This is a genomic window from Mesorhizobium sp. 131-2-1 (assembly GCF_016756535.1).
GTDB lineage: Bacteria > Pseudomonadota > Alphaproteobacteria > Rhizobiales > Rhizobiaceae > Mesorhizobium.
In genome coordinates this window covers 2,290,644-2,310,096 of sequence record NZ_AP023247.1, presented here as the reverse complement: position 1 = coordinate 2,310,096, position 19,453 = coordinate 2,290,644, and the positions used below count along the sequence as shown (strand labels likewise).

21 protein-coding genes are annotated in these 19,453 nt (G+C 64.5%); 11 read left to right on the top strand and 10 right to left on the bottom strand.

The window, feature by feature from the left end; genetic code table 11:
* Positions 1-47 precede the first annotated feature (47 nt).
* Positions 48-1,022 carry a thioredoxin-disulfide reductase gene (gene trxB, locus JG743_RS11260; protein ID WP_202300263.1) on the bottom strand — a complete coding sequence of 325 codons (975 nt, stop codon included), beginning with the start codon at positions 1,020-1,022 and terminating at the stop codon, positions 48-50.
* A 244-nt stretch (positions 1,023-1,266) separates the two neighbouring features.
* Here trxB and JG743_RS11255 point away from each other — a divergent pair, with 244 nt between their 5' ends.
* Entirely contained in the window at positions 1,267-1,743 is a 477-nt protein-coding gene (locus tag JG743_RS11255) for an Lrp/AsnC family transcriptional regulator (RefSeq protein ID WP_202300262.1), read from the top strand.
* 86 nt (positions 1,744-1,829) lie between these two features.
* Here the strand turns inward: JG743_RS11255 and JG743_RS11250 are convergent, their stop codons facing one another.
* The 4 genes from JG743_RS11250 to JG743_RS11235 all read right to left on the bottom strand — a co-directional run bounded on the left by JG743_RS11250 (position 1,830) and on the right by JG743_RS11235 (position 5,309).
* Positions 1,830-2,474 carry a D-glycero-alpha-D-manno-heptose-1,7-bisphosphate 7-phosphatase gene (locus JG743_RS11250; protein WP_202300261.1) on the bottom strand — a complete coding sequence of 215 codons (645 nt, stop codon included), beginning with the start codon at positions 2,472-2,474 and terminating at the stop codon, positions 1,830-1,832.
* Entirely contained in the window at positions 2,467-3,045 is a 579-nt protein-coding gene (locus tag JG743_RS11245; RefSeq protein WP_202300260.1) for a D-sedoheptulose-7-phosphate isomerase, read from the bottom strand. Before JG743_RS11245 ends, JG743_RS11250 begins: the two co-directional genes overlap by 8 nt.
* Positions 3,046-3,052: 7 nt before the next feature.
* Positions 3,053-4,537 (bottom strand): D-glycero-beta-D-manno-heptose-7-phosphate kinase, encoded by a 1,485-nt coding sequence (gene rfaE1 / locus JG743_RS11240; protein ID WP_202300259.1) that lies wholly within the window; start codon positions 4,535-4,537, stop codon positions 3,053-3,055.
* Between the two features lie 139 nt (positions 4,538-4,676).
* The gene (locus JG743_RS11235) at positions 4,677-5,309 is read right to left on the bottom strand and encodes a LysE family translocator (RefSeq protein ID WP_202300258.1); all 633 of its coding nucleotides are present in this window, start codon (positions 5,307-5,309) and stop codon (positions 4,677-4,679) included.
* Positions 5,310-5,502: 193 nt separating this feature from the next.
* On the opposite strand from JG743_RS11235, the gene rfaD reads away from it, so the two are divergent.
* The 3 genes from rfaD to waaC are packed head-to-tail and all read left to right on the top strand — an operon-like array spanning position 5,503 to position 8,404.
* A complete protein-coding gene (gene rfaD, locus JG743_RS11230) occupies positions 5,503-6,453 on the top strand; it encodes an ADP-glyceromanno-heptose 6-epimerase (RefSeq protein WP_202300257.1) in 951 nt (316 codons plus the stop codon).
* Positions 6,426-7,433 carry a lipopolysaccharide heptosyltransferase II gene (waaF, locus tag JG743_RS11225; RefSeq protein WP_202300256.1) on the top strand — a complete coding sequence of 336 codons (1,008 nt, stop codon included), beginning with the start codon at positions 6,426-6,428 and terminating at the stop codon, positions 7,431-7,433. Before rfaD ends, waaF begins: the two co-directional genes overlap by 28 nt.
* Positions 7,430-8,404, top strand: a complete 975-nt coding sequence (gene waaC, locus JG743_RS11220) for a lipopolysaccharide heptosyltransferase I (RefSeq protein ID WP_202300255.1) — start codon at positions 7,430-7,432, stop codon at positions 8,402-8,404. The genes waaF and waaC overlap by 4 nt, the downstream gene beginning before the upstream one ends.
* A 239-nt stretch (positions 8,405-8,643) precedes the next feature.
* Here the strand turns inward: waaC and greA are convergent, their stop codons facing one another.
* Positions 8,644-9,117 (bottom strand): transcription elongation factor GreA, encoded by a 474-nt coding sequence (gene greA / locus JG743_RS11215; protein WP_126058735.1) that lies wholly within the window; start codon positions 9,115-9,117, stop codon positions 8,644-8,646.
* 284 nt (positions 9,118-9,401) lie between these two features.
* The gene (locus JG743_RS11210; RefSeq protein ID WP_202300254.1) at positions 9,402-9,953 is read right to left on the bottom strand and encodes a tetratricopeptide repeat protein; all 552 of its coding nucleotides are present in this window, start codon (positions 9,951-9,953) and stop codon (positions 9,402-9,404) included.
* Positions 9,954-10,154: 201 nt separating this feature from the next.
* Here JG743_RS11210 and JG743_RS11205 point away from each other — a divergent pair, with 201 nt between their 5' ends.
* From JG743_RS11205 to JG743_RS11180, 6 genes are all read left to right on the top strand, one after another.
* Entirely contained in the window at positions 10,155-10,580 is a 426-nt protein-coding gene (locus tag JG743_RS11205; protein ID WP_202300253.1) for a DUF3775 domain-containing protein, read from the top strand.
* 76 nt (positions 10,581-10,656) lie between these two features.
* A complete protein-coding gene (locus JG743_RS11200) occupies positions 10,657-11,565 on the top strand; it encodes an extensin-like domain-containing protein (RefSeq protein WP_202300252.1) in 909 nt (302 codons plus the stop codon).
* Positions 11,566-11,688: 123 nt separating this feature from the next.
* Positions 11,689-12,540 (top strand): extensin-like domain-containing protein, encoded by an 852-nt coding sequence (locus tag JG743_RS11195; protein ID WP_202300251.1) that lies wholly within the window; start codon positions 11,689-11,691, stop codon positions 12,538-12,540.
* A gap of 73 nt (positions 12,541-12,613) precedes the next feature.
* On the top strand, positions 12,614-13,321 hold the full coding sequence (locus JG743_RS11190) for an LssY C-terminal domain-containing protein (protein WP_202300250.1): 708 nt from the start codon (positions 12,614-12,616) through the stop codon (positions 13,319-13,321).
* 98 nt (positions 13,322-13,419) lie between these two features.
* A complete protein-coding gene (locus tag JG743_RS11185; protein WP_202300249.1) occupies positions 13,420-14,730 on the top strand; it encodes a hemolysin family protein in 1,311 nt (436 codons plus the stop codon).
* Between the two features lie 150 nt (positions 14,731-14,880).
* Positions 14,881-16,182 (top strand): glucoamylase family protein, encoded by a 1,302-nt coding sequence (locus JG743_RS11180; RefSeq protein WP_202300248.1) that lies wholly within the window; start codon positions 14,881-14,883, stop codon positions 16,180-16,182.
* 74 nt (positions 16,183-16,256) lie between these two features.
* Here the strand turns inward: JG743_RS11180 and JG743_RS11175 are convergent, their stop codons facing one another.
* Complete coding sequence (locus tag JG743_RS11175) at positions 16,257-16,862, bottom strand: NADPH-dependent FMN reductase (RefSeq protein ID WP_202300247.1); 606 nt, start codon at positions 16,860-16,862, stop codon at positions 16,257-16,259.
* 90 nt (positions 16,863-16,952) lie between these two features.
* On the opposite strand from JG743_RS11175, the gene JG743_RS11170 reads away from it, so the two are divergent.
* Positions 16,953-17,321: a winged helix-turn-helix transcriptional regulator gene (locus JG743_RS11170; protein ID WP_202300246.1), complete on the top strand. Its 369-nt coding sequence runs from the start codon at positions 16,953-16,955 to the stop codon at positions 17,319-17,321.
* A gap of 491 nt (positions 17,322-17,812) precedes the next feature.
* Here JG743_RS11170 and JG743_RS11165 read toward each other — a convergent pair whose 3' ends face one another.
* Both JG743_RS11165 and JG743_RS11160 read right to left on the bottom strand, forming a co-directional pair.
* Entirely contained in the window at positions 17,813-18,208 is a 396-nt protein-coding gene (locus JG743_RS11165; protein WP_202300245.1) for an acyl-CoA thioesterase, read from the bottom strand.
* A gap of 119 nt (positions 18,209-18,327) precedes the next feature.
* Positions 18,328-19,269, bottom strand: coding sequence for a phosphoribosylaminoimidazolesuccinocarboxamide synthase (locus JG743_RS11160; RefSeq protein ID WP_202300244.1), 942 nt, complete (start codon positions 19,267-19,269; stop codon positions 18,328-18,330).
* Positions 19,270-19,453: the final 184 nt, after the last annotated feature.

Genomic DNA, 19,453 nt, shown 5'->3' with positions numbered 1-19,453 from the left:
TCTGAATGAAAAATCAGGCTTTTAAACGGCTCTTCTCAGCCGTTTCGTTATTCCGCCGCCTCGCGATGTACCTCGATCCCGGCGAGATATTTTTCAGCCTCGAGCGCGGCCATGCAGCCGAGCCCGGCCGCCGTCACCGCCTGGCGGTAGATGTCGTCGGTGACATCGCCGGCGGCGAACACGCCGGGCACGTCGGTGCGGGTCGAGTCCGGCGCGGTCCACAGATAGCCGTTCGGCTTCTGCTTGAGCTTGCCGACGAACAGCTCGACCGCCGGCGCATGGCCGATCGCTACGAACACGCCGTCGACCTTGAGCCGCGTTACCTCGCCGGTCGACACATTGCGCAATTTCAGGCCTTCCACCGAAGGCGGCAGCGGCGCCTTGCCGGGTTGCCCGGTGATCTCATCGACCACCGTGTCCCAGATGACGCGCACGTTCTCCTTCTTGAGCAGCCGCTCACGCAGGATGCGCTCGGCGCGGAAGTCGCCGCGACGGTGAATGACGGTGACGCTCTTGGCGAGGTTCGAGAGATACAGCGCCTCCTCCACCGCCGAATTGCCGCCGCCGACCACCGCGACGTCCTTGCCGCGATAGAAGAAGCCGTCACAGGTGGCGCAGGCCGACACGCCGAAGCCCATGAAGGTCTGCTCGGAGGGAATGCCCAGCCATTTCGCCTGCGCGCCGGTGGCGATAATCAGCGCGTCGGCGGTGTAGGTGGTGCCGGAATCGCCCTTGGCCCGGAACGGCCGCACGTTGAGGTCGACCTCGGTGATGATGTCGTTGATGATGTCGGTGCCGACATGTTCGGCCTGCTTCAGCATCTGCTCCATCAGCCAGGGGCCCTGGATTGGATCGGCAAAGCCCGGATAGTTTTCGACATCCGTGGTGATCATCAGCTGGCCACCCTGCTGCAGGCCGGCGACCAGCATGGGTTTCAGCATGGCGCGGGCAGCATAGATCGCCGCGGTATAGCCGGCGGGGCCGGAGCCGATGATGAGGACTGGCGCGTGCTTGGTGGTCATGAAAGCTCTCTGCTGAGGGCAGCCAAGGATCTTGATTGAGGAAATCCCGCCCGATATCGCGCGTAATGTAAGTGCTGCCCGCGGCGCCAGCAAGGCGACTTGGCATTCGTCCCCGGAAAGCTGCGGCGGCATATCCGGCAATATCTCTCGCCCTCCGTCAAAAATCGTCTGACAGAGGGATGGCATGCATCGGAAAGTCTAATTACAAAATCACGAAAGATTCTTGCGCGCACGAAAGTCGACCATGCCGCTCAAAGCCGATCTCGACGCCATCGACTGGAAGATCCTGCGCGAGCTGCAGGAAGACGGGCGCATGACCAATGTCGAGCTGTCCAACCGCGTCGGCATTTCGGCGCCGCCTTGCCTGCGCCGTGTCCGGCGGCTGGAGGAGGCCGGCATCATTCGCGGCTACCGCGCCCTGCTCAACGCGCCGGCGCTCGGCATGGACGTCGTCGCCTTCTGCCTGATTGGCCTGCATCACCAGGCCGACGCCGAATTGAAGACCTTCGCCGAGCGCACGCGCGGCTGGCCGATCGTGCGCGACGCCTGGATGGTCTCTGGCGAGTCCGACTTCCTGCTGCATTGCGTGGCCAGCGACCTCGGCACCTTCCAGACTTTCGTCATCGAGGAACTGGCCTCGGCGCCGAATGTCGACACGGTCCGCACCGCGCTCACCATCCGTCGTGTCAAGGACGAAGGCCTGGTCGCATTTCCGGCCTGACCGGCAGCAGCGGCGCACCCGGCCTCCGGCCAAAAACAACGGAAAACAGCGGCATAACGCCGGATCTTGAATCGGACTGAAAATGCCTAGAGCGATCGTATCGCGGCCAGCAGTCCGTCCATGTCGTCACGGTGGCGCAGCGGGGAGATTTTGAAGCCTGCCCGGTCGGAGCCTTCGCCGTCGACCAGCCAGCCGCGCGCCAGGCCGGCGCGCTGCCCCGCCTCCATATCGGCCGGCTTGTCGCCGACGATCAGCGAACGCCGCAGATCGAGACCAAGCCGTTCGGCCGCCTCGATCAGCATGCCCGGATTGGGCTTGCGCATCGGATGGTTTGCGACCGTCAGCGGCCCGGTGCCCCTATCGTGATAGGCGCAGGCAAGCACCATATCGACGGACGCGCCGCTCTCCGCCAAAAGCTCGAGCACGCGGCCGTTGACCAGGGCGAACTCATCCCAGCCGGAATAGCCGCGCGCGATGCCGGACTGGTTGGTGACCACCACGACGGGGATGTTGGCCCGGTTGGCGGCGACGATAGCGGGCGCGATATCGTCACGCAGCACGATGTCGGCAGGATCGTCGGGATAACCAGTGTCGACATTGATGGTGCCGTCACGGTCGAGGAACAGCGCTGGCGTCTTGGCCGGGAACACAGCGGCCCCGATCCGCTCGATCCACAGGCCCGTATCCACGAGGGGATGCGGCTGCGTCGTTGCGATCCCCTTGTCAGCCATTGCCATTGCTGAGACGCGCTTCGACCGCCTCGCACAGATAATGGTAGAGGCAGAGATGCCCCTGCTGGATGATCGGCGTCGAGGTGGACGGCACGTTGAGGAGGATGTCGGTGAGGGGCTTGAGCTTGCCGCCGGTATCGCCGGTCAGGCTGATCACCGTCATGCCCATCATGCGTGCCTGCTCGGCGGCGGCCAGGATGCTCGGCGAATTGCCGCTGGTCGAGATGGCGAGCAGCACCGCACCCGCCGAGCCATGCGCCTCGACCTGGCGCGAAAACACCGTGTCGAAGCCATAGTCGTTGCCCCAGGCGGTCAGAACAGCCGCATTGGCCGGCAGCGCGATGACATTGTAGGCCTTGCGCTCCTTGAGGAAGCGGCCGACCAGCTCGCCGGCGATATGGATGGCATCGCTGGCCGAGCCGCCATTGCCGCAGATCAGCAAAGCCTTGCCTTGCGACAGTGCGGCGACGACGGTGCTCACGGCGCGTTCCATCTCGCCGCTGAGGTCGCGTTCGACCGTCGCCGTGATCGCGGCCGCCGAGCGGGCCAGATAGTCGTTCAAAGCGGACATGAAACCCTCAATTGGTAGCGCGGAGCTTGCCGATGGTACCGGTCGTGCTCTTGCCGGCGACGAGGTCAACCAGCACCACGCGTCCGCCGGCCTTCTGCACCACATCGGCGCCGACCACAGTGTCGATCGTATAATCGGCGCCCTTGACCAGAATGTCGGGCAGCAGCGCCTCGATCAGCGCCAGCGGCGTGTCTTCCTCGAAGACGACGACCGCGTCGACCGAGGCGAGGGCCGCCAGCACGCAGGCCCGGTCGTGCTGGTCGTTGACCGGGCGGCCGGGCCCCTTCAGCCGGCGCACCGAAGCATCGCTGTTGAGGCCGAGGACCAGCCGATCGCACTGGCTGCGCGCCGCGTGCAGCAGGCTGACATGGCCGGCATGCAGGATATCGAAACAGCCATTGGTGAAGCCGACGCTGAGCCCCTCTTCCTTCCAGGCGGCCACCATCCTGGCTGCCGCGCTGGCGTCGAGGATGGCATCCTTGTGCGCAACCGGGCCATGCGAGCGGAACAGCGCGCCGGTCAGTTCCTCGACCGTCAGCCGCGCCGTGCCGCGCTTGCCCACAACCACGCCGCCGGCGGCATTGGCTATGGAGGCGGCCTGGACAGGGTCGGCGCCCGCCCCCAGGGCGAGAGCGAAGGTGGCGATGACGGTGTCGCCGGCACCCGAAACGTCGAACACTTCCCGCGCCTGGGTGGCGATGTGGCGGGCATCGTCGGGCTCTACGACGCTGATGCCCTTTTCGCTGCGTGTCGCAACGACGAAGTCGAAGCCATGCGCCGAGATCAGTTCCCGCGCTGCCGCCACGATCTCGTCGTCGGCAAACACCGCGCGGCCGACGGCCTCGCCGAGTTCCTTGCGGTTTGGCGTAACCGCCGTCGCGCCGGCGTAGCGGGCATAGTCGCGGCCCTTGGGGTCGACCAGCACCGGCTTTCCCGCCTCGCGGCAGATCGCGATCAGCTCGCCGGCGACGCCGTCGAGCAGCATCCCCTTGCCGTAGTCGGACAGGATGACGATGTCGGCGCGCGCGAGGGCGGCGCGGAAATGCTTGGCCAGCGTCGACCGCTCGGCGGCCGAGAGCGACTTGACCTCCTCCTCGTCGAAGCGCAGCACCTGCTGGTTGAGCGCGCTGAAGCGGCTCTTCGACGAGGTCATGCGGTCGCGCTGCTGCGACAGGCCGAAGGTCTCGACGCCAAGCTCGCCAAGCATCCGCATCAGATCGTCGCCCGCCTTGTCGGCGCCGATGACCGAAACCGGAATTGCCGCGGCTCCCAGCGAGACGATGTTGGAGACGACGTTTCCAGCGCCGCCCATTGCCAGCATCTCGCCGCGCCCGTGCAGCACCGGGATGGGCGCCTCGGGTGAGATCCGCTCGATGACGCCGTTGACGAAGCGGTCGAGGATGAAGTCGCCCACCACCAGCACGGTGACGCCGCCAAAGCGCGTGATGGCGCGGTGCAGGGGCTCTGGAGAAGGCGGATGATGCTTGATCATGTCACTGGCAACGCGCGGGAAAGGCCGATCTTGAGGATGGGTTCAGGGTTCAATTTGCGGGCCGGTCGTTCATGGCGAAGCCGATATACCGCAATTCGAGCCAGCGCAACGGCGGCCCTGGGGCAGGAGCGATGGCCGATCAGCTCTTCTGCAGGGCGACATGGACGCCGAGGCCAACCAGCACGGCGCCGCCGGCCCGCTGCATCAGCCGCTGCGCGCGGCTCGAACGCCGCAGCCGCGCGATCATCGCGCCGGCCAGGAAGACACACGCTATGTCGGCCGAGGAGAACATCAGGTTGACGATGGTTCCAAGGATGACGAACTGCAGCCAGACCGGGAACGCCGCCTGGGCATCGATGAACTGCGGCAGGAACGCCATGAAGAAGATCGCCGTCTTGGGATTGAGCACCTCGACGGTGATGCTCTCGAAAAAGGCGCGGCGCGCCGATTTTCGCTCGATCGTGGGCAGCGCCGCATCGCCTTGCGCCCTGGCGCGAAACAGCGAGACGCCGAGCCAGATAAGATAGAGCGCGCCGATGAGCTTGACTGCCATGTAGAGCGGCGGCACGGCGTGAAACAGCACCGAAAGGCCGGCTGCCGCAGCAAAGACATGCACATAGCCGCCGAGATGGATGCCGAGCGCCGCCGTCAGCCCCGACCAGCGCCCGCGCGCCATGGTCTGCGCGGCAGCGTAGAGCATAGCGGGACCGGGAATGTAGGCAAAGATCGCCGTGGTGGCGAAAAAGGCGATAAGCAATTCAGTCGACGGCATGCCTTGCTCCTCTCGCGATCCCGGCCGGTCGCTAGCGCGGCCAGCCCTTGAGGGCGGCGCATGCCGACTGAAGCCCAAGCTTTGCGGCGCCACTGTGGCCAACACCCCGCCAAGCCTTCTCGCCGGCTTTATCGACAGTCACCCCAGCCTCCCCTATAAGGGCCGGAATCGCCAAACAAGACCAGAGGCCTTCATGATCATCGTCACGGGCGGCGCCGGCATGATCGGCTCCAACATCGTCGCCGCGCTCAATGCCGAGGGCCACAGCGACATCCTCGTCGTCGACGACCTCACCGACGGCCACAAGATCGCCAACCTCGCCGACCTCCATATCGCCGACTATCTCGACAAGGACGATTTCCTGGCGCGCCTGGAAGGCGGCGGGCTCGGCCGCATCGAGGCCGTGTTCCACCAGGGCGCCTGCTCGACCACCACCGAGTGGAACGGCAAATACATGATGGAGGTCAACTACGCGTATTCGAAGCGACTGCTGCATGCCTGCCTGGCGCTGCGCGTGCCCTTCCTCTACGCCTCCTCGGCGTCGGTCTATGGCGGCGGCAGCGAGTTCCGCGAGGAACCCGAGTTCGAGCGGCCGCTCAACGTCTATGCCTATTCCAAGAAGCTGTTCGACGACTATGTCCGCCGCAACGTCTTCGACACCGACCATTCGCAAGTGGCGGGCCTGCGCTATTTCAACGTCTACGGACCGCGCGAGGCGCATAAGGGCGCCATGGCCTCGGTCGCCTTCCATCTGTTCAACCAGGTCGAGCGCGGCGAGAATCCGAAGCTGTTCGGCGCCTATGACGGCTTTGGGCCCGGCGAGCAGAGCCGAGACTTCATCCATGTCGGCGATGTCGCCGACGTCAATCTATGGCTGTGGAAACGTGGCTCGAGCGGCATCTTCAACTGCGGCACCGGCCGCGCCCAGCCGTTCCGCGCCATCGCCGACACCGTCATCGACACGCTTGGCAAGGGCAGGATCGAATTCATCGACTTCCCCGACCATCTCAAGGGCAGCTACCAGAGTTTCACCCAAGCTGATATGTCCCGCTTGCGCGCGGCCGGTTACAATGGCCAATTCCGGACTGTCGAAACCGGTGTCAGAGACTATGTCGAATGGCTGAAAGCCCAGCGATCCTCGTGATCGGCCCACGTTGGGTGGGCGACATGGTCATGGCGCAGTGCCTGTTCTCGGCGCTGAAGGAGCAATATCCGAACGCCGCGATCGACGTGCTGGCGCCGGCCTGGGCAGCCCCCCTGGTCAAGCGTATGCCGGAGGTACGCCAGCAAATCGATTTCCCGCTGAAGCCCGGCGCGCTCGAATTCCGCATCCGCAGACGGTTCGGCCGCCTGCTGCGCGGCCGCTACGACATGGCCTATGTCCTGCCGGGCAGCTGGAAGTCGGCGCTGATCCCGTTCTTTGCCCGCATTCCGCGCCGCGTCGGCAATTTGCGCGAAATGCGCTACGGCCTGCTGACCGACATCGTGCCGCTGCCCGGCGCGGTGAAGCGGCGCACCGCGCGCGCCTATTTCGGCCTCGCCCGCGGCGGCACCTTCAAGGCTCCGAAGCTCACCATCGACGCTGTCAACCAGGCTGCGCTGCTCGACCGGTCGGGCCTCGGTGCGAAAAACTTCGTGGCGCTGATGCCCGGCGCCGAATTCGGTCCGGCGAAACGCTGGCCGAGCGAAAGCTACGCCGAACTGGCGCGCGCGATGATGGCAAGGGGCCTCAAGGTTGCGCTGCTCGGCTCCAAGAACGACGCCGAGGTGACGGCCGAGATCGCGGCACTTGCGCCAGGCGCTGTCGACCTTGCCGGCAAGACGAAGCTGGAGGACGCCATCGACCTGATATCAGCGGCAAAGCTCGCGGTTTCGAACGACAGCGGGCTGATGCATGTCGCCGCCGCCGTCGGCACGCCGATCGTCGCCGTCTACGGCTCGACCTCGCCTGAGAATACGCCGCCGCTCTCCGCGCACGCCGAGCTGGTGTGGCTTGGCCTGTCCTGCTCGCCCTGCCACCAGAAGACCTGCCCGCTCGGCCATCTCAACTGCCTGAAGACGCTCGATGCCGCGCGGGTCGCGGCGGCAGCGGACCGGCTGCTGGACATGCCGGCCGCCGCATGAAGGTGCTGATCGTCAAGACCTCCTCGATGGGGGATGTCATCCATACCTTCCCGGCCGTCGAGGACGCGCGCCGCAACCGGCCGGATGTGTCCTTCGACTGGTGTGTCGAAGAGGCCTTTGCCGGCATTGTCGCCCTGCACCCCGCGATCGGCGCCATCCACATGGTGGCAATCCGGCGCTGGCGCAAGCGGCTTTTCAACAGCCACACATGGCGTGAGGCGAAAAACCTGCGTCGCGCCCTGCGCGCCGCCAAGTACGACCTCGTCATCGATGCGCAAGGGTTGCTGAAGTCCGCTCTGGTGGCGAAGCAGGCGGCGGTGCCGATCGCCGGCTTCGACCGGGAAAGCGCGCGCGAGCCGTCGGCGACATGGTTCTACGATCATCGCTACGCAGTGCCACGCGACCTGCACGCCATCGAGCGGACGCGGCGGCTGTTCGGCCTGGCGCTCGGCTACCAGCCCGATCTTTCCGGGCTCCAATCCGGCATCATGCCTCCGGCCGACGGTCTGGCCGGCACAAGCGGCAAGACCGCCTTCCTGCTGCACGGCACCAGCCGCGAGGACAAGAAATGGCCGGTCAAGGACTGGATCGAGACCGCCCGGCTGCTGCTTGAAAAGGGAATGACGCCTGTCGTCACCTGGTCGAACGGGCCTGAAAAAGCAGTGGCCGAGGCGATCGCCAAGGCCGTGCCGCAGGCGGCGCTGGTGCCGAAATCGCCGCTGGCGGTGATCGCCGCGGCCATCGGCCGTTCGGCGCTGGTCGTCGGGGCCGACACCGGCCTCACCCACCTCGCCAGCGCCTTCGGCCTGCCGACGGTCGCCGTCTTCCTGGCCACCGAACCCGGCCTCACCGGCCCGCGCGGGCCGTTCTCGTCGACCTTGCTCGCCGCTCCTGGCGACAAAATCACGCCAGCCGAGGTGATGGCGGAAGCTGAGAGACTGCTGGTGCTCAGCTCAAAGGCACCGGCGTAGGACCTTTTCAGAATTCGTTCTGGCGAGTCGAATAGCGTGGGTTTCGAGAACCGGAGCGGAGCGTACTTAAAGTACGTGAGCACCGGAAGCGCAGAAAACCGCGCCAGGCCATGATCCCGAAAAGTGGGAACCGGTTTTCGGAAAAGATCATGGCCATACAAGAAGATAGAGCCCCATCCCGATTCAATCGGGATGGATCAGGCTCTAGTCGGCCGCCAGAGTAGAATTATCAAAAGGTCCTAGATGAACTGCACCTGGACGATCTCATACCCCCGCGCGCCGCCAGGCGCGTTGACTTCGATGGCATCGCCGACTTCCTTGCCGATGAGCGCGCGCGCGATCGGCGAGGAGATCGAGATACGGCCCGACTTCACGTCCGCTTCCTGGTCGCCGACAATCTGGTAGGTCTTCTTCTCCTCGGTGTCCTCGTCGACCAGCACCACCGTGGCACCGAACTTGACCTTGTCGCCGCTGAGCTTGGTGACGTCGATCACCTCGGCCCGCGCGATCAGGTCCTCGAGCTCGTTGACGCGGCCCTCATTGTGGCTCTGCGCCTCTTTGGCCGCGTGATATTCGGCATTTTCGGAAAGGTCGCCATGCGAGCGCGCTTCGGAGATCGCCTCGATGATGCGCGGCCGCTCTTCCTGCTGGCGCCAGCGCAGTTCTTCCTTCAATGACGCGAACCCCTCGCCTGTCATCGGGACCTTGTTCATATGCCTGACCTTTCCTGCCACCACCCCCGTTTTAGGGGATGGGCCTTGTCGATGGGTACAAAAAGAAAACGGTCCGGCAGCCTTGGGCTAACGGAACCGTTTCACCGCAATTTGCCTGAATATAGCAATGTTTGCGGGTTTTTCACGCCAAAAAATCCGTTTCGAAAAAATCATCCGCTGCTTTTGCAAGGGCGATCGCGGCAAGGCCAATCCTTAGCCGGCACCCGGCAACAAAAAGTCGGCTGCGATCGCTCGCAGCCGGCTGGAGGGATGTCGAGGTCGAATCAGCTTCTCATGAAATGATCGATCTGCTCGGCCAGCATGCCGTATTCGCGCGAGCCCTTGCCGGTGCGCTTTTCGATTTCGCTGAGTTGTTCGCGGGCGCCAGCAAGGTCGCCGATCTGCAGATGCGCCTCGCCGAGATATTCACGCACCAGCGTGTAGTCGGGATTGATGCGCAGCGCTTCCTCGTAATAGCCGAGGCCGACGGTGATACGGCCGGAATGGCGGTGCGAATAGCCGAGATAGTTGAGGATGCGCGGATCCTGCTTGTTGGCGGCAAGGCTGAGCACGGCAATCGCCTCGTCATAGCGGCCGGCCATCGCGAGATCGTGGCCTGCCTGGTAGATGTTGTCGTCATCCAGCATGCCGTACTTCGGCGTCACGCATTTCTGCTTCTTCTTGTCCCAGACCTCGCCCTTTTTGCACTTCTCGGTCGGGCTGCCGCCGCCACCGCCGCCGCCTCCACCACCGCCTTCGCCGGCCGTGAAGGCCGGCGCCACAAAGAGCGGCAAAGCCACAACAGCCATGACCTGAATCAGCAATCGTCTGCGCATAGAAGCCTCCTAGAGGGTGACAATGGGATACTAACGCCAGGCCCACCTTCTTTCATCCCGGAAAAGCGGAGCGCGTAAAAAACCTGCGCCTCAGACCCGCGCTTCCGGCATTTTGCCTGAAACAGGCCGAACATGACGTGACGCGCGCCACAAATCCGCTATCATCCGGCCAACGGCCAACGGAGGATGCGGAGCAGGCCAGTGCAGCAGCGCCTCGAAAGGGAGTGGGAGCTTTCGATCGGTCCCGACACCGTGCGCCTGTTCATTCTCAAGGCGAAGGCGCTCAGCGCTGCCGTCAATGAGGATTATGCCGACGGCGCCGAGCACGAGATCGAGTTCGACGGCGACACGCATGACAGCCATCATCACGATGGGCTGGTCGAAGAAAGCTCGGAAAACCTGACCGAGGAAGAACTGCGCGAACTGATCGACGACCTCAATGTCGACGAGGCGGCCGAACTCGTCGCGCTGGCCTGGGTCGGCCGGGGCGACTACGACGCCTCGGAGTGGGCGGACGCGCTAGCTGCCGCGCGCGAGCGCGCCAACATGCGCACGGCCAAATATCTGCTTGGCATGCCGCTGCTCGCCGATTGGCTGGAGGAAGGGCTGGAAGCGATCGGCGCGTAACGTGCCGGTAACCGATTGTGATCGGTCGGATGCGCTTCCCAAGGCAACTTCCGCACGCGCCCGCCGTTTGGCGGCGATGGCAGCGCTGACCTTCACGAGACTTTGCGGATTGGCGCTGTCCATGGCGGCGGTGACGCTGCTGGCCGGATCGGCCCTGGCCAAGGCGCCGGAACTGCCCGACACCGTGCCCGTTCCGCAACTCAATCGGTCCGGGCCAGGATCCGAAGCCGCGCCAGCGGATGTGCCGGTACCCGAGCCGCGCCCGGTCGACCTGCCGGCAGATCAATCCGAGCCACCGGCAACACCTCCCACGCCCGCCGAAAAGCCGGCACAGGCAGCCCCCCCGGCCGGCGCGCCGACACCGCCCGAAAAAGCTCCGGCTGCTGCGGAGAGAAAAATACTGCCCGATCCCCGCTCGGCTACCCTCCCCGAGGCCAAAATGCCGGAGGAGGAACTCGCTTGCCGTCGGCGGCTGAAGTCGATGGGCGTCGACTTCGAGGAACACAAGGCCGAGCACGATCCGGCGATCGGCTGTTCGATCCCCTACCCGATCGCGCTGAAGACGCTCGGCAAATCCGTCGCCATCGGCCCAGAGGCCGAAATGAACTGCGCCATGGCCGAGGCGGCGGCGCGCTTCGCCGCCGACGTCATCGAACCTGCCGTGAAGGCCAAGTTCGGCACGCAGCTGAAATCGGTCGGCCAGGCCTCCGCCTTCGTCTGCCGGCCGCGCCACGCCGGTGGAAAACTGTCGGAGCATGCTTTCGGCAATGCACTCGACATTGCCAGCTTCACGCTGGCCGACGGCAGGAAGATCGAGGTCGGGCCGGCACCGCCCGACCCGGACGCGCAATTCCTGGACATGGTGCGCAAGGCGGCCTGCGGGCCGTTCAAGACCGTGCTTGGTCCAGGCAGCGACGCCGACCATTCGCTGCATTTCCACCTCGACCTCGAGCCCCGCCGCCACGGCGGCACCTTCTGCCAGTGACCGCCGCAATTCGGCCCCAGGCGTGAATGCCGGCGCTGATCTTTCCTTTACCCTTGGCGATTAACCTTGTGCCATCGGCTGCATGATCCCTGCGGGATCAGCTCTGGGACGGGACGCCTTTCGATGGCCGGAACACTTGGCGCCATGCTTGCCATGGCGCGGCAGAACAATCGTGCGCGCTCGGCCGCTGTCAGACTGGTGACGGGGCTTGCCATCGCGGCCCTCTCGGCCTGCAACACCGGCGACGTATTTTCGCTGCAGCCGGCCGTCGACGTCGGCAGCCAGACCGCCGCCGTGCCCGAGGCGCCCCAATATTCCGCACCTCAGTATTCGGCGCCCCAATATTCCGGCATGCAGCGCCTCGTCCCCTCCAACCCCTATATCACCGCCGCCTATCCGCGCATGGACGAGCCGATGTCGCCGACGGAGCAGATGCCGGAGAGCGAAGTCGATTGCCGCAACGAATTGCGACGCCTCGGCGTCGTCTACACCGATGTCCAGCCGATCCATGAGGGCCAGTGCGGCATCGACTATCCGGTCAGGGTCTCGGCCATCGGCAGCGTCGAGATGAAGCCCGCCGCAACGCTGACCTGCAACATGGCCGCCACCTTCGCCACCTGGACCAGGAACGAGCTCGTGCCGGCCGCCCGCTGGCGGTATTTTTCAGGCGTGAAGACCATCCACCAGGGATCCAGCTACTCCTGCCGCAACATCGCCGGCGAAGGTGTCTTGTCGGAGCACGGCAAGGGCAATGCGCTCGACGTGATGAGCATCGAGCTCAACAATGGCGACGACATCGACGTGCGCAAGCCCGGCCTGTTCGCCTTCCGCACCCGCGGCTTCCTCAACAATGTCCGCGCCGATGGCTGCCAGTATTTCACCACGGTACTCGGCCCCGGCTACAATTACGACCACCGCAACCATTTCCATTTCGACATCAAGAACCGCAAGAGTGGCTATCGCGCCTGCCGCTGACCACGAGCGGTTTCCTCTGCCCAAGCCATGCAACGGCGCATAAAGTGATGCATGCATTTGGGAGTGGCCTCTCGTGAGTGAGCGAAGCCTTCGGCGGCGCGCGGCGATCTGGCTGGCGGCACTTTGCGCCGGATATCTGGGTTTGGCCTACGTTGCCGCGCCGGAGTTCTGGACCTGGCGGGAGCGCGGCTACCGCACCCAGCATTTCGAGATGGTGACGCATACGCCGCAAGGCATTCCGGGCGACCCCATCAATGTCGGCCTCGTCGGCACCGAAAAGCAGATCGTCCACGCCTTCGCCGTCGCCGGTTGGGACACGGCCGACGCCGTGACGCTGAGAACGGCGATCGACATCGGCGAAAGCGTGCTGTTTTCCCGCCCCTACCCCGATGCGCCAATGAGCAGGCTGCTGTTCGAAGGCCGCGCGCAGGATCTCGCTTTCGAAAAGCCAGTCGGCGACAGTGCCGACCGGCGCCACCACGTCCGCTTCTGGCAGACCAACACGATCGGCGACGATGGCCGGCCGCTCTGGCTCGGCGCCGCCAGCTTCGACCGCGGCGTCGGCCTCAGCCACGACACCGGCGCCATCACGCATCATATCGGCCCCGACATAGACGCCGAGCGCAATTTCCTCATCGCTGACCTCAGCGCCGCCGGCATGCTGATCTCGACCAGCGAGATTACCGGCATCGGCGCCACGCAAGCCGGGAGGAATGGCGGCGGCGATCCCTATTTCACCGACGGCATGGCAGTGATCGGCGTGATGAAGCATTTGCCCTAGCGCATTCGCGCCAAACGTTTGCCCGCACCGGCTCGCTGTCCCGAAAAACAATAGCCCCGCTATTTTCGAATGCACTGCAGCAATGCTATTGACGCCGCATGCTATACGTTGAAATCGCCATCGTGGCCGTCCTCATCTGCGTGAACGGCCTTCTGGCAATGTCCGAGCTTGCCATCGTCTCGTCACGGCCAGCCCGCCTCAAGACGATGATCGATCGCAACGTCAAGGGCGCTGGCCGCGCGCTGGCGCTCGGCTCCAACCCCGGCAAATTCCTGTCGTCGGTGCAGATCGGCATCACCCTGGTGGGCGTGCTGTCCGGCGCCTTCTCGGGCGCCACCCTCGGCGAGAGGCTGGCGCAGTACCTGGCCTCATATGGCATTCGCGAGAGCGTCGCCGACCCGCTCGGCGTCGCCATCGTCGTCGCGATCATCACCTATGCCTCGCTCATCGTCGGCGAGCTGGTGCCGAAGCAGATCGCGCTGCGCGATCCGGAGCGGGTCGCCGCCCGGGCGGCTCCGGCGATGACCGTCCTCGCCACGATCTCCGCGCCGCTCGTCTTCCTGCTCGACATTTCCGGCCGCGCCGTCCTCTGGCTACTCGGCCAGCGCGGCGAGGCCGAGGAGAAGGTCACTGACGAAGAGATCAAGATGCTGGTCGCCGAGGCCGAGCATCACGGCACCATCGAATCCGACGAGCGGCGCATGATCGCCGGCGTCATGCGGCTTGGCGACCGCGCCGTGCGTGCGGTGATGACGCCGCGCACCGAGGTCGACTGGATCAACCTGCAGTCTGACGAGACCGCGATCCGCAAGCTCTTGATGGAGACCCAGCATTCGCGCCTGCCGGCTGGCGACGGTGGCGTCGACGCCATGATCGGCGTCGTCCAGACCCGCGACGTGCTGGCGGCGATCCTCGGCGGCCGCGTGCTCGAGCCGCGCAAGCACGTGCGCGCGGCGCCCATCGTCCATGACCAGGCCGACGCGCTCGACGTGCTGTCGAAGCTGAAGGAATCGGATGTGCCGATGGCACTCGTCCATGACGAATACGGCCATTTCGAAGGCATCGTCACGCCGGCCGACATTCTGGAAGCCATCACCGGCGTCTTCCGCGCGGATCTCGATGCCGGCGAGGAGGAAAACGCCGTCAAGCGCGAGGACGGCTCCTGGCTTCTGGCAGGCTACATGCAGGCTGACGAGATGGCGGAAGTGCTCGGCATCGACCTGCCCGAGAACCGCGACTACGAGACCGTGGCCGGTTACGTGCTGTCGCATCTGCACCATTTGCCGGCGACCGGCGAATGCGTCGACGCGCAGGGCTGGCGCTTCGAGGTCGTCGACCTCGACGGCCGCCGCATCGACAAGCTGATCGCGACCCGCTTGTCGAGCGGCCATCGCGAGCTGGCGCGCTGACATCGACGAGTGATCGGCAAGCTTTGCCGATTGGGTGTCCAGGTTCGAATTTTGGCGAGACGCGCTATCGCTATCGGCCCTCGCCTTCCTCACTTATGATTGAGGAGCCAAAAGCTGGGAAGCGCAGCGAAAACTTCTATATCGGAACCCATGGATGCATCGAGCGACCACAAGCTGAACGAAGAGCTTCTCTCGGACATCCAGCGCCTGTCCTTCGAGTATTTTCTCAAGGAGGCTAATCCGGAAAATGGCCTGATCGCCGACCGCAACACTGCAGCGTCGCCCGCCAGCATAGCCGCCGTCGGGCTCGCTCTGTCGGCCTATCCTGTTGGTGTCGAGCGCGGTTTCATGACGCGCGCCGCTGCCGTTGAACGGACGCTCGCCACACTTCGCTTCTTCTGGAACGCGCCGCACGGGCCGGAACCCGACGCCACCGGCTACAAGGGCTTCTACTATCACTTCCTTGACATGCAGACCGGCCGCCGCGTCTGGAAGTGTGAGCTGTCCACGGTCGACACGGCGCTTCTGCTTGCCGGCGTGCTGGCCGCCGGCGCCTATTTTGACACCGACGACGAATCCGAACTGGAAATCCGCCGGCTTGCCGATGGGCTCTACCGGCGCGCCGACTGGCGCTGGGCACAGAACGGCGGCGCCACCGTCACCCATGGCTGGCGGCCTGAAAAAGGCTTCCTGCGTTACCGCTGGCAAGGCTACGACGAGGCCGTGATCCTATACATACTGGGCCTCGGCTCGCCGACCTATTCGCTGCCGCCCGAGAGCTATGCGGCCTGGCTCTCCACCTACAAGTGGAAGAAGATCTATGGCCGGGAACTGGTCTATGCCGGCCCGCTCTTCATCCACCAGTTCTCGCATGTCTGGATCGATTTTCGGGGCATCCGCGATGCGTTCATGCGCAGGCACGGCAGCGACTATTTCGAGAACAGCCGCCAGGCGACCTACCTGCAACGCGACTACGCCATCCGCAATCCAAAGGGCTTCAGTGGTTATGGCGAGGATTGCTGGGGCATCACCGCCAGTGACGGCCCGGGCCTGAAGAAACTCCACCTGACGATCGGTGACCGGCGCTTCTTCGGTTATCTGGCGCGCGGCGCGCCTTTCGGTCCGGACGACGGCACGCTGTCGCCATGGGCGGCGATCACCTCACTGCCCTTTGCGCCGGAGATCGTTCTGCCGGCGCTGCGCCATTTCCACGAGATCGACCTGCACCAGGGCAACCCGTACGGCTTCACCGCCAGCTTCAATCCGACCATCGCCGCCGCCGACGGCCGCTCCTGCGGCTGGGTATCACCGGACCATGTCGGCATCAACCAGGGGCCGATCGCCCTGATGATCGAGAATTACCGGTCGGACTTCCTGTGGCGGCTGATGCGCCGCGTGCCGGCCATCACTAAAGGGCTCCGCCGCGCCGGTTTTTCGGGCGGTTGGCTGTGACGAGCAGGGCTGAAAACGAAAAGGGCGGCGCAAGCGCCGCCCCATATCCCTTGGGAGGATAATCTCGATGCGGCTCAGGCCGCCTTGGCTTCCTCGGCGATGGCATCAGCCGCGCGTGCCGCCTTCAGGACCTTGGCCCACCAGGCGACGTCGTTGACGAGCGCGGCGGCGGCCTGGTTCAGATGCTCGAAATCCTCGAGCTTCTTCTCGCCCTGGCGGACCGCCAGGAAATCGCCCCAGGCGATATGGACGGCCGACTTGACCGGCGCCATCTGCAGCTCGACGGCATGCAGGCGCAGCTGTTCGACGGCGCGCGCACCACCGACGCTGCCATAGCCGACGAACCCGGCCGGCTTCTTGTTCCATTCATTGGCAGCGTAGTCGATGGCGTTCTTCAGCACGGCCGTCGGACCGTGGTTGTACTCGGCGGCGGTGAAGATGAAGCCGTCGAACCCGGCGACCTTCTTCTGCCAGCGCTGCGCCACTTCGTTCTGCGACGGTGCCCAGGCGGACGACGCGACCTCGTCGAAGAAAGGCAGCGGGAAGTCGCGCAGGTCGACGACTTCGACGTCGATGTCCGCATGCTGCTTGGCGATCTTGGCGATCCACTCCGTCGGCACGTCGGCGAAGCGGGCGGCGCGCGTCGAACCGACGACAATGGCGATTTTGGGCTTGGACATAAGGGGCTCTCCTAACGGGAATTTCTGGTATCGTTTGGATACCGGCGCTATATGTGATACTGCCAAACCAGCGCGCAAGGAGGCACGTTTTTGTTACTGAGGCACCCCCACAACACCGAGGACTGCCGAGCGGTGTCTGAGATCCTGCAGCGGATCGGCGACAAATGGACCGTTCTGGTGGTCGGAAAATTGGGCGGCGGACCGATGCGCTTCAACGAATTGCGCAGCGCTGTCGGCGGCATCTCGCAGAAGATGCTGACCACCACCTTGCGCGGTCTGGAGCGCGACGGCTTCGTCACGCGAAAGGTGTTTCCGACCATCCCGCCACGTGTCGACTACGAGCTGACGGAACTCGGTCACGAACTGCTTGTGCCCGTCGGCGCGCTTGGTGAATGGGCGCGCAGGAACACCGACCGCGTCAGGACAGCGCGCGAAAAATTCGACGGCCTGCACGGCTGAAACCCTTGCGCGGCAAGGGCCGCAGATTTCGCAACGCAACATGTCGCCTGCTCCAAGAGTGCGCAGGAACGTCGCTCTGCGAGTTTCTCTGAGCACCTCCGACCAGCTTGCATCACCGAGCCGATGGACGATCGGTTCTGGCATCGAGGATCACGCTCGAGCGATCACCAATCAGGTCTTTGGTGCGTTCATATCGCATGATACGGGGTTGCAGCTTTCGCACCCCAACGCCAACCCTGGGGGCGCTCTTTCGCCGTGCAAACACGTGGCTTTGGGGAGGTCCTTTTTGACTTCGACATACGCCGTTGTGCCAAGCAGACAGACCAGGGCGAACAGGGCTGCCACAAGCCAACCGTTCAGCATGTGTTGACGCATTGTCTTTCCTCCAACGCCCGCACAATTGGGTTTGGAGGCAACGGTTGGATGTCGCGCAACGCAACTCCCATGTGGGTGATGTTACAAAGTCCCGGATTTTGAGAATCGGAGTTGCGTCAGCCTTCGGCTGGAACTGCCTTCGGCTTGCCCTCGCCGTCGAGCGCCACCATGACGAAATCGGCGTGGGTGACCTTCTCCATCAGGTCGGAAAGGTAGCGTTGCGCCCAGGCCTCGACCTTGAGCATCATCGAGGTACGGCCGACGCGCTCGACATGCGTGTAGATGCACAGCGTGTCGCCGATCTTCATCGGCTTGGCGAAGGACATCTCCTTGACTGCTGCCGTCACCACACGGCCCTTGGCGCGCTCGGCAGCGCGAATGCCGCAGGCAAGGTCCATCTGCGCCATCACCCAGCCACCAAAAATGTCGCCGGCGGCATTGGCGTCGGATGGCATGGCGAGCGTGCGCAAGGTCAGGTCGCCGATCGGCCGTCCGTCCGCGTAGTGCACCATGCCAAAATTCCCCGAGATCGATGACATGATCCCATAGCGTCACGGCGCCGGCAGGTCAACGCGTCGCGGACAGCGCCGCAATGAGTGGAAAGCTGTCACGCAACAGGCTCGCTTGACCGCTAGAAATAACGCTGGAGGTTCGAGCGGATGCGATCGAGCACGGTGGCGCCTGAAACGTCGGGGACGAATTTCTTGCCCGTGATCGCCTCATAGGCCTGCGCATAGACCCGAGAGGCTTGTTCGACGATTTCGTCCGGTATAGCCGGGATCGGATCCCTGTAGGGATCGCAGCGCGCCGCGACCCACGACCGGATGAAATCCTTGTCGAAGCTATCGGGCCGGCTGCCGCTCGCGAAGGCCTGCTCATAGCTCGCCGCGATCCAGTAGCGGCTGCTGTCCGGCGTATGGATCTCGTCGGCCAGGATGATCGCTCCGCTCTTGTCGGTGCCGAATTCGTATTTCGTATCGGCGAGGATGAGGCCGCGTTCGGCGGCGCGCGCCTGGCCGCGGGCGAACAGCCGCAAGGCGTAGTCCGACACCGTATCCCACTGCGCCTGCGTCAGAAGACCCTGTTCGAGGATCTCGGCTTTCGACAGCGGCTCGTCATGGCCGCCGTCCATGGCCTTGCTCGTCGGCGTGATGACCGGCTCGGCCAGCTTCTCGTTGTCGCGCAGGCCGTCCGGCAGGGTCATGCCATACATGGCCCGCTCGCCCTTCCGATACCTTGTCAGGATCGAGGTGCTGGTGGTTCCCGCCAGATAGCCGCGCACGACGATCTCGACCGGCAGGATGTCGAGCCGCGTGCCAACGACGACATTGGGGTCGGGGTATTCGAGAACATGGTTCGGGCAGATATCGGCCGTTTCCTCGAACCAGTAGCGGGCGGTCTGGGTGAGGATCTCGCCCTTGAACGGGATCGAGGCCAGGATGGTGTCGAAGGCACTGAGGCGGTCGGTGGCGATGATGATGCGCCTGCCGTCGGGCAGGTCGTAGTTTTCGCGGACCTTGCCCTTGTAGTAGCCGGGCAGTTCCGGGATGAAGGCATCGGAGAGGGTGCGCATATTGGATCTCCTGCCTTCCGCGGATTGCTCGATGCCATCGCATAAGCTCTCGACCCAGTGCATTTCAAGCGGGATTGTCGGGTTATCCCGCAACTCGACCAGGTATCGCAGTCGCTTTTTTCACAACCGATGCCGGAAGGCCCGGCGACTTGGCGAACCCACCCCGTCTAGGCTGCGGCCAGAT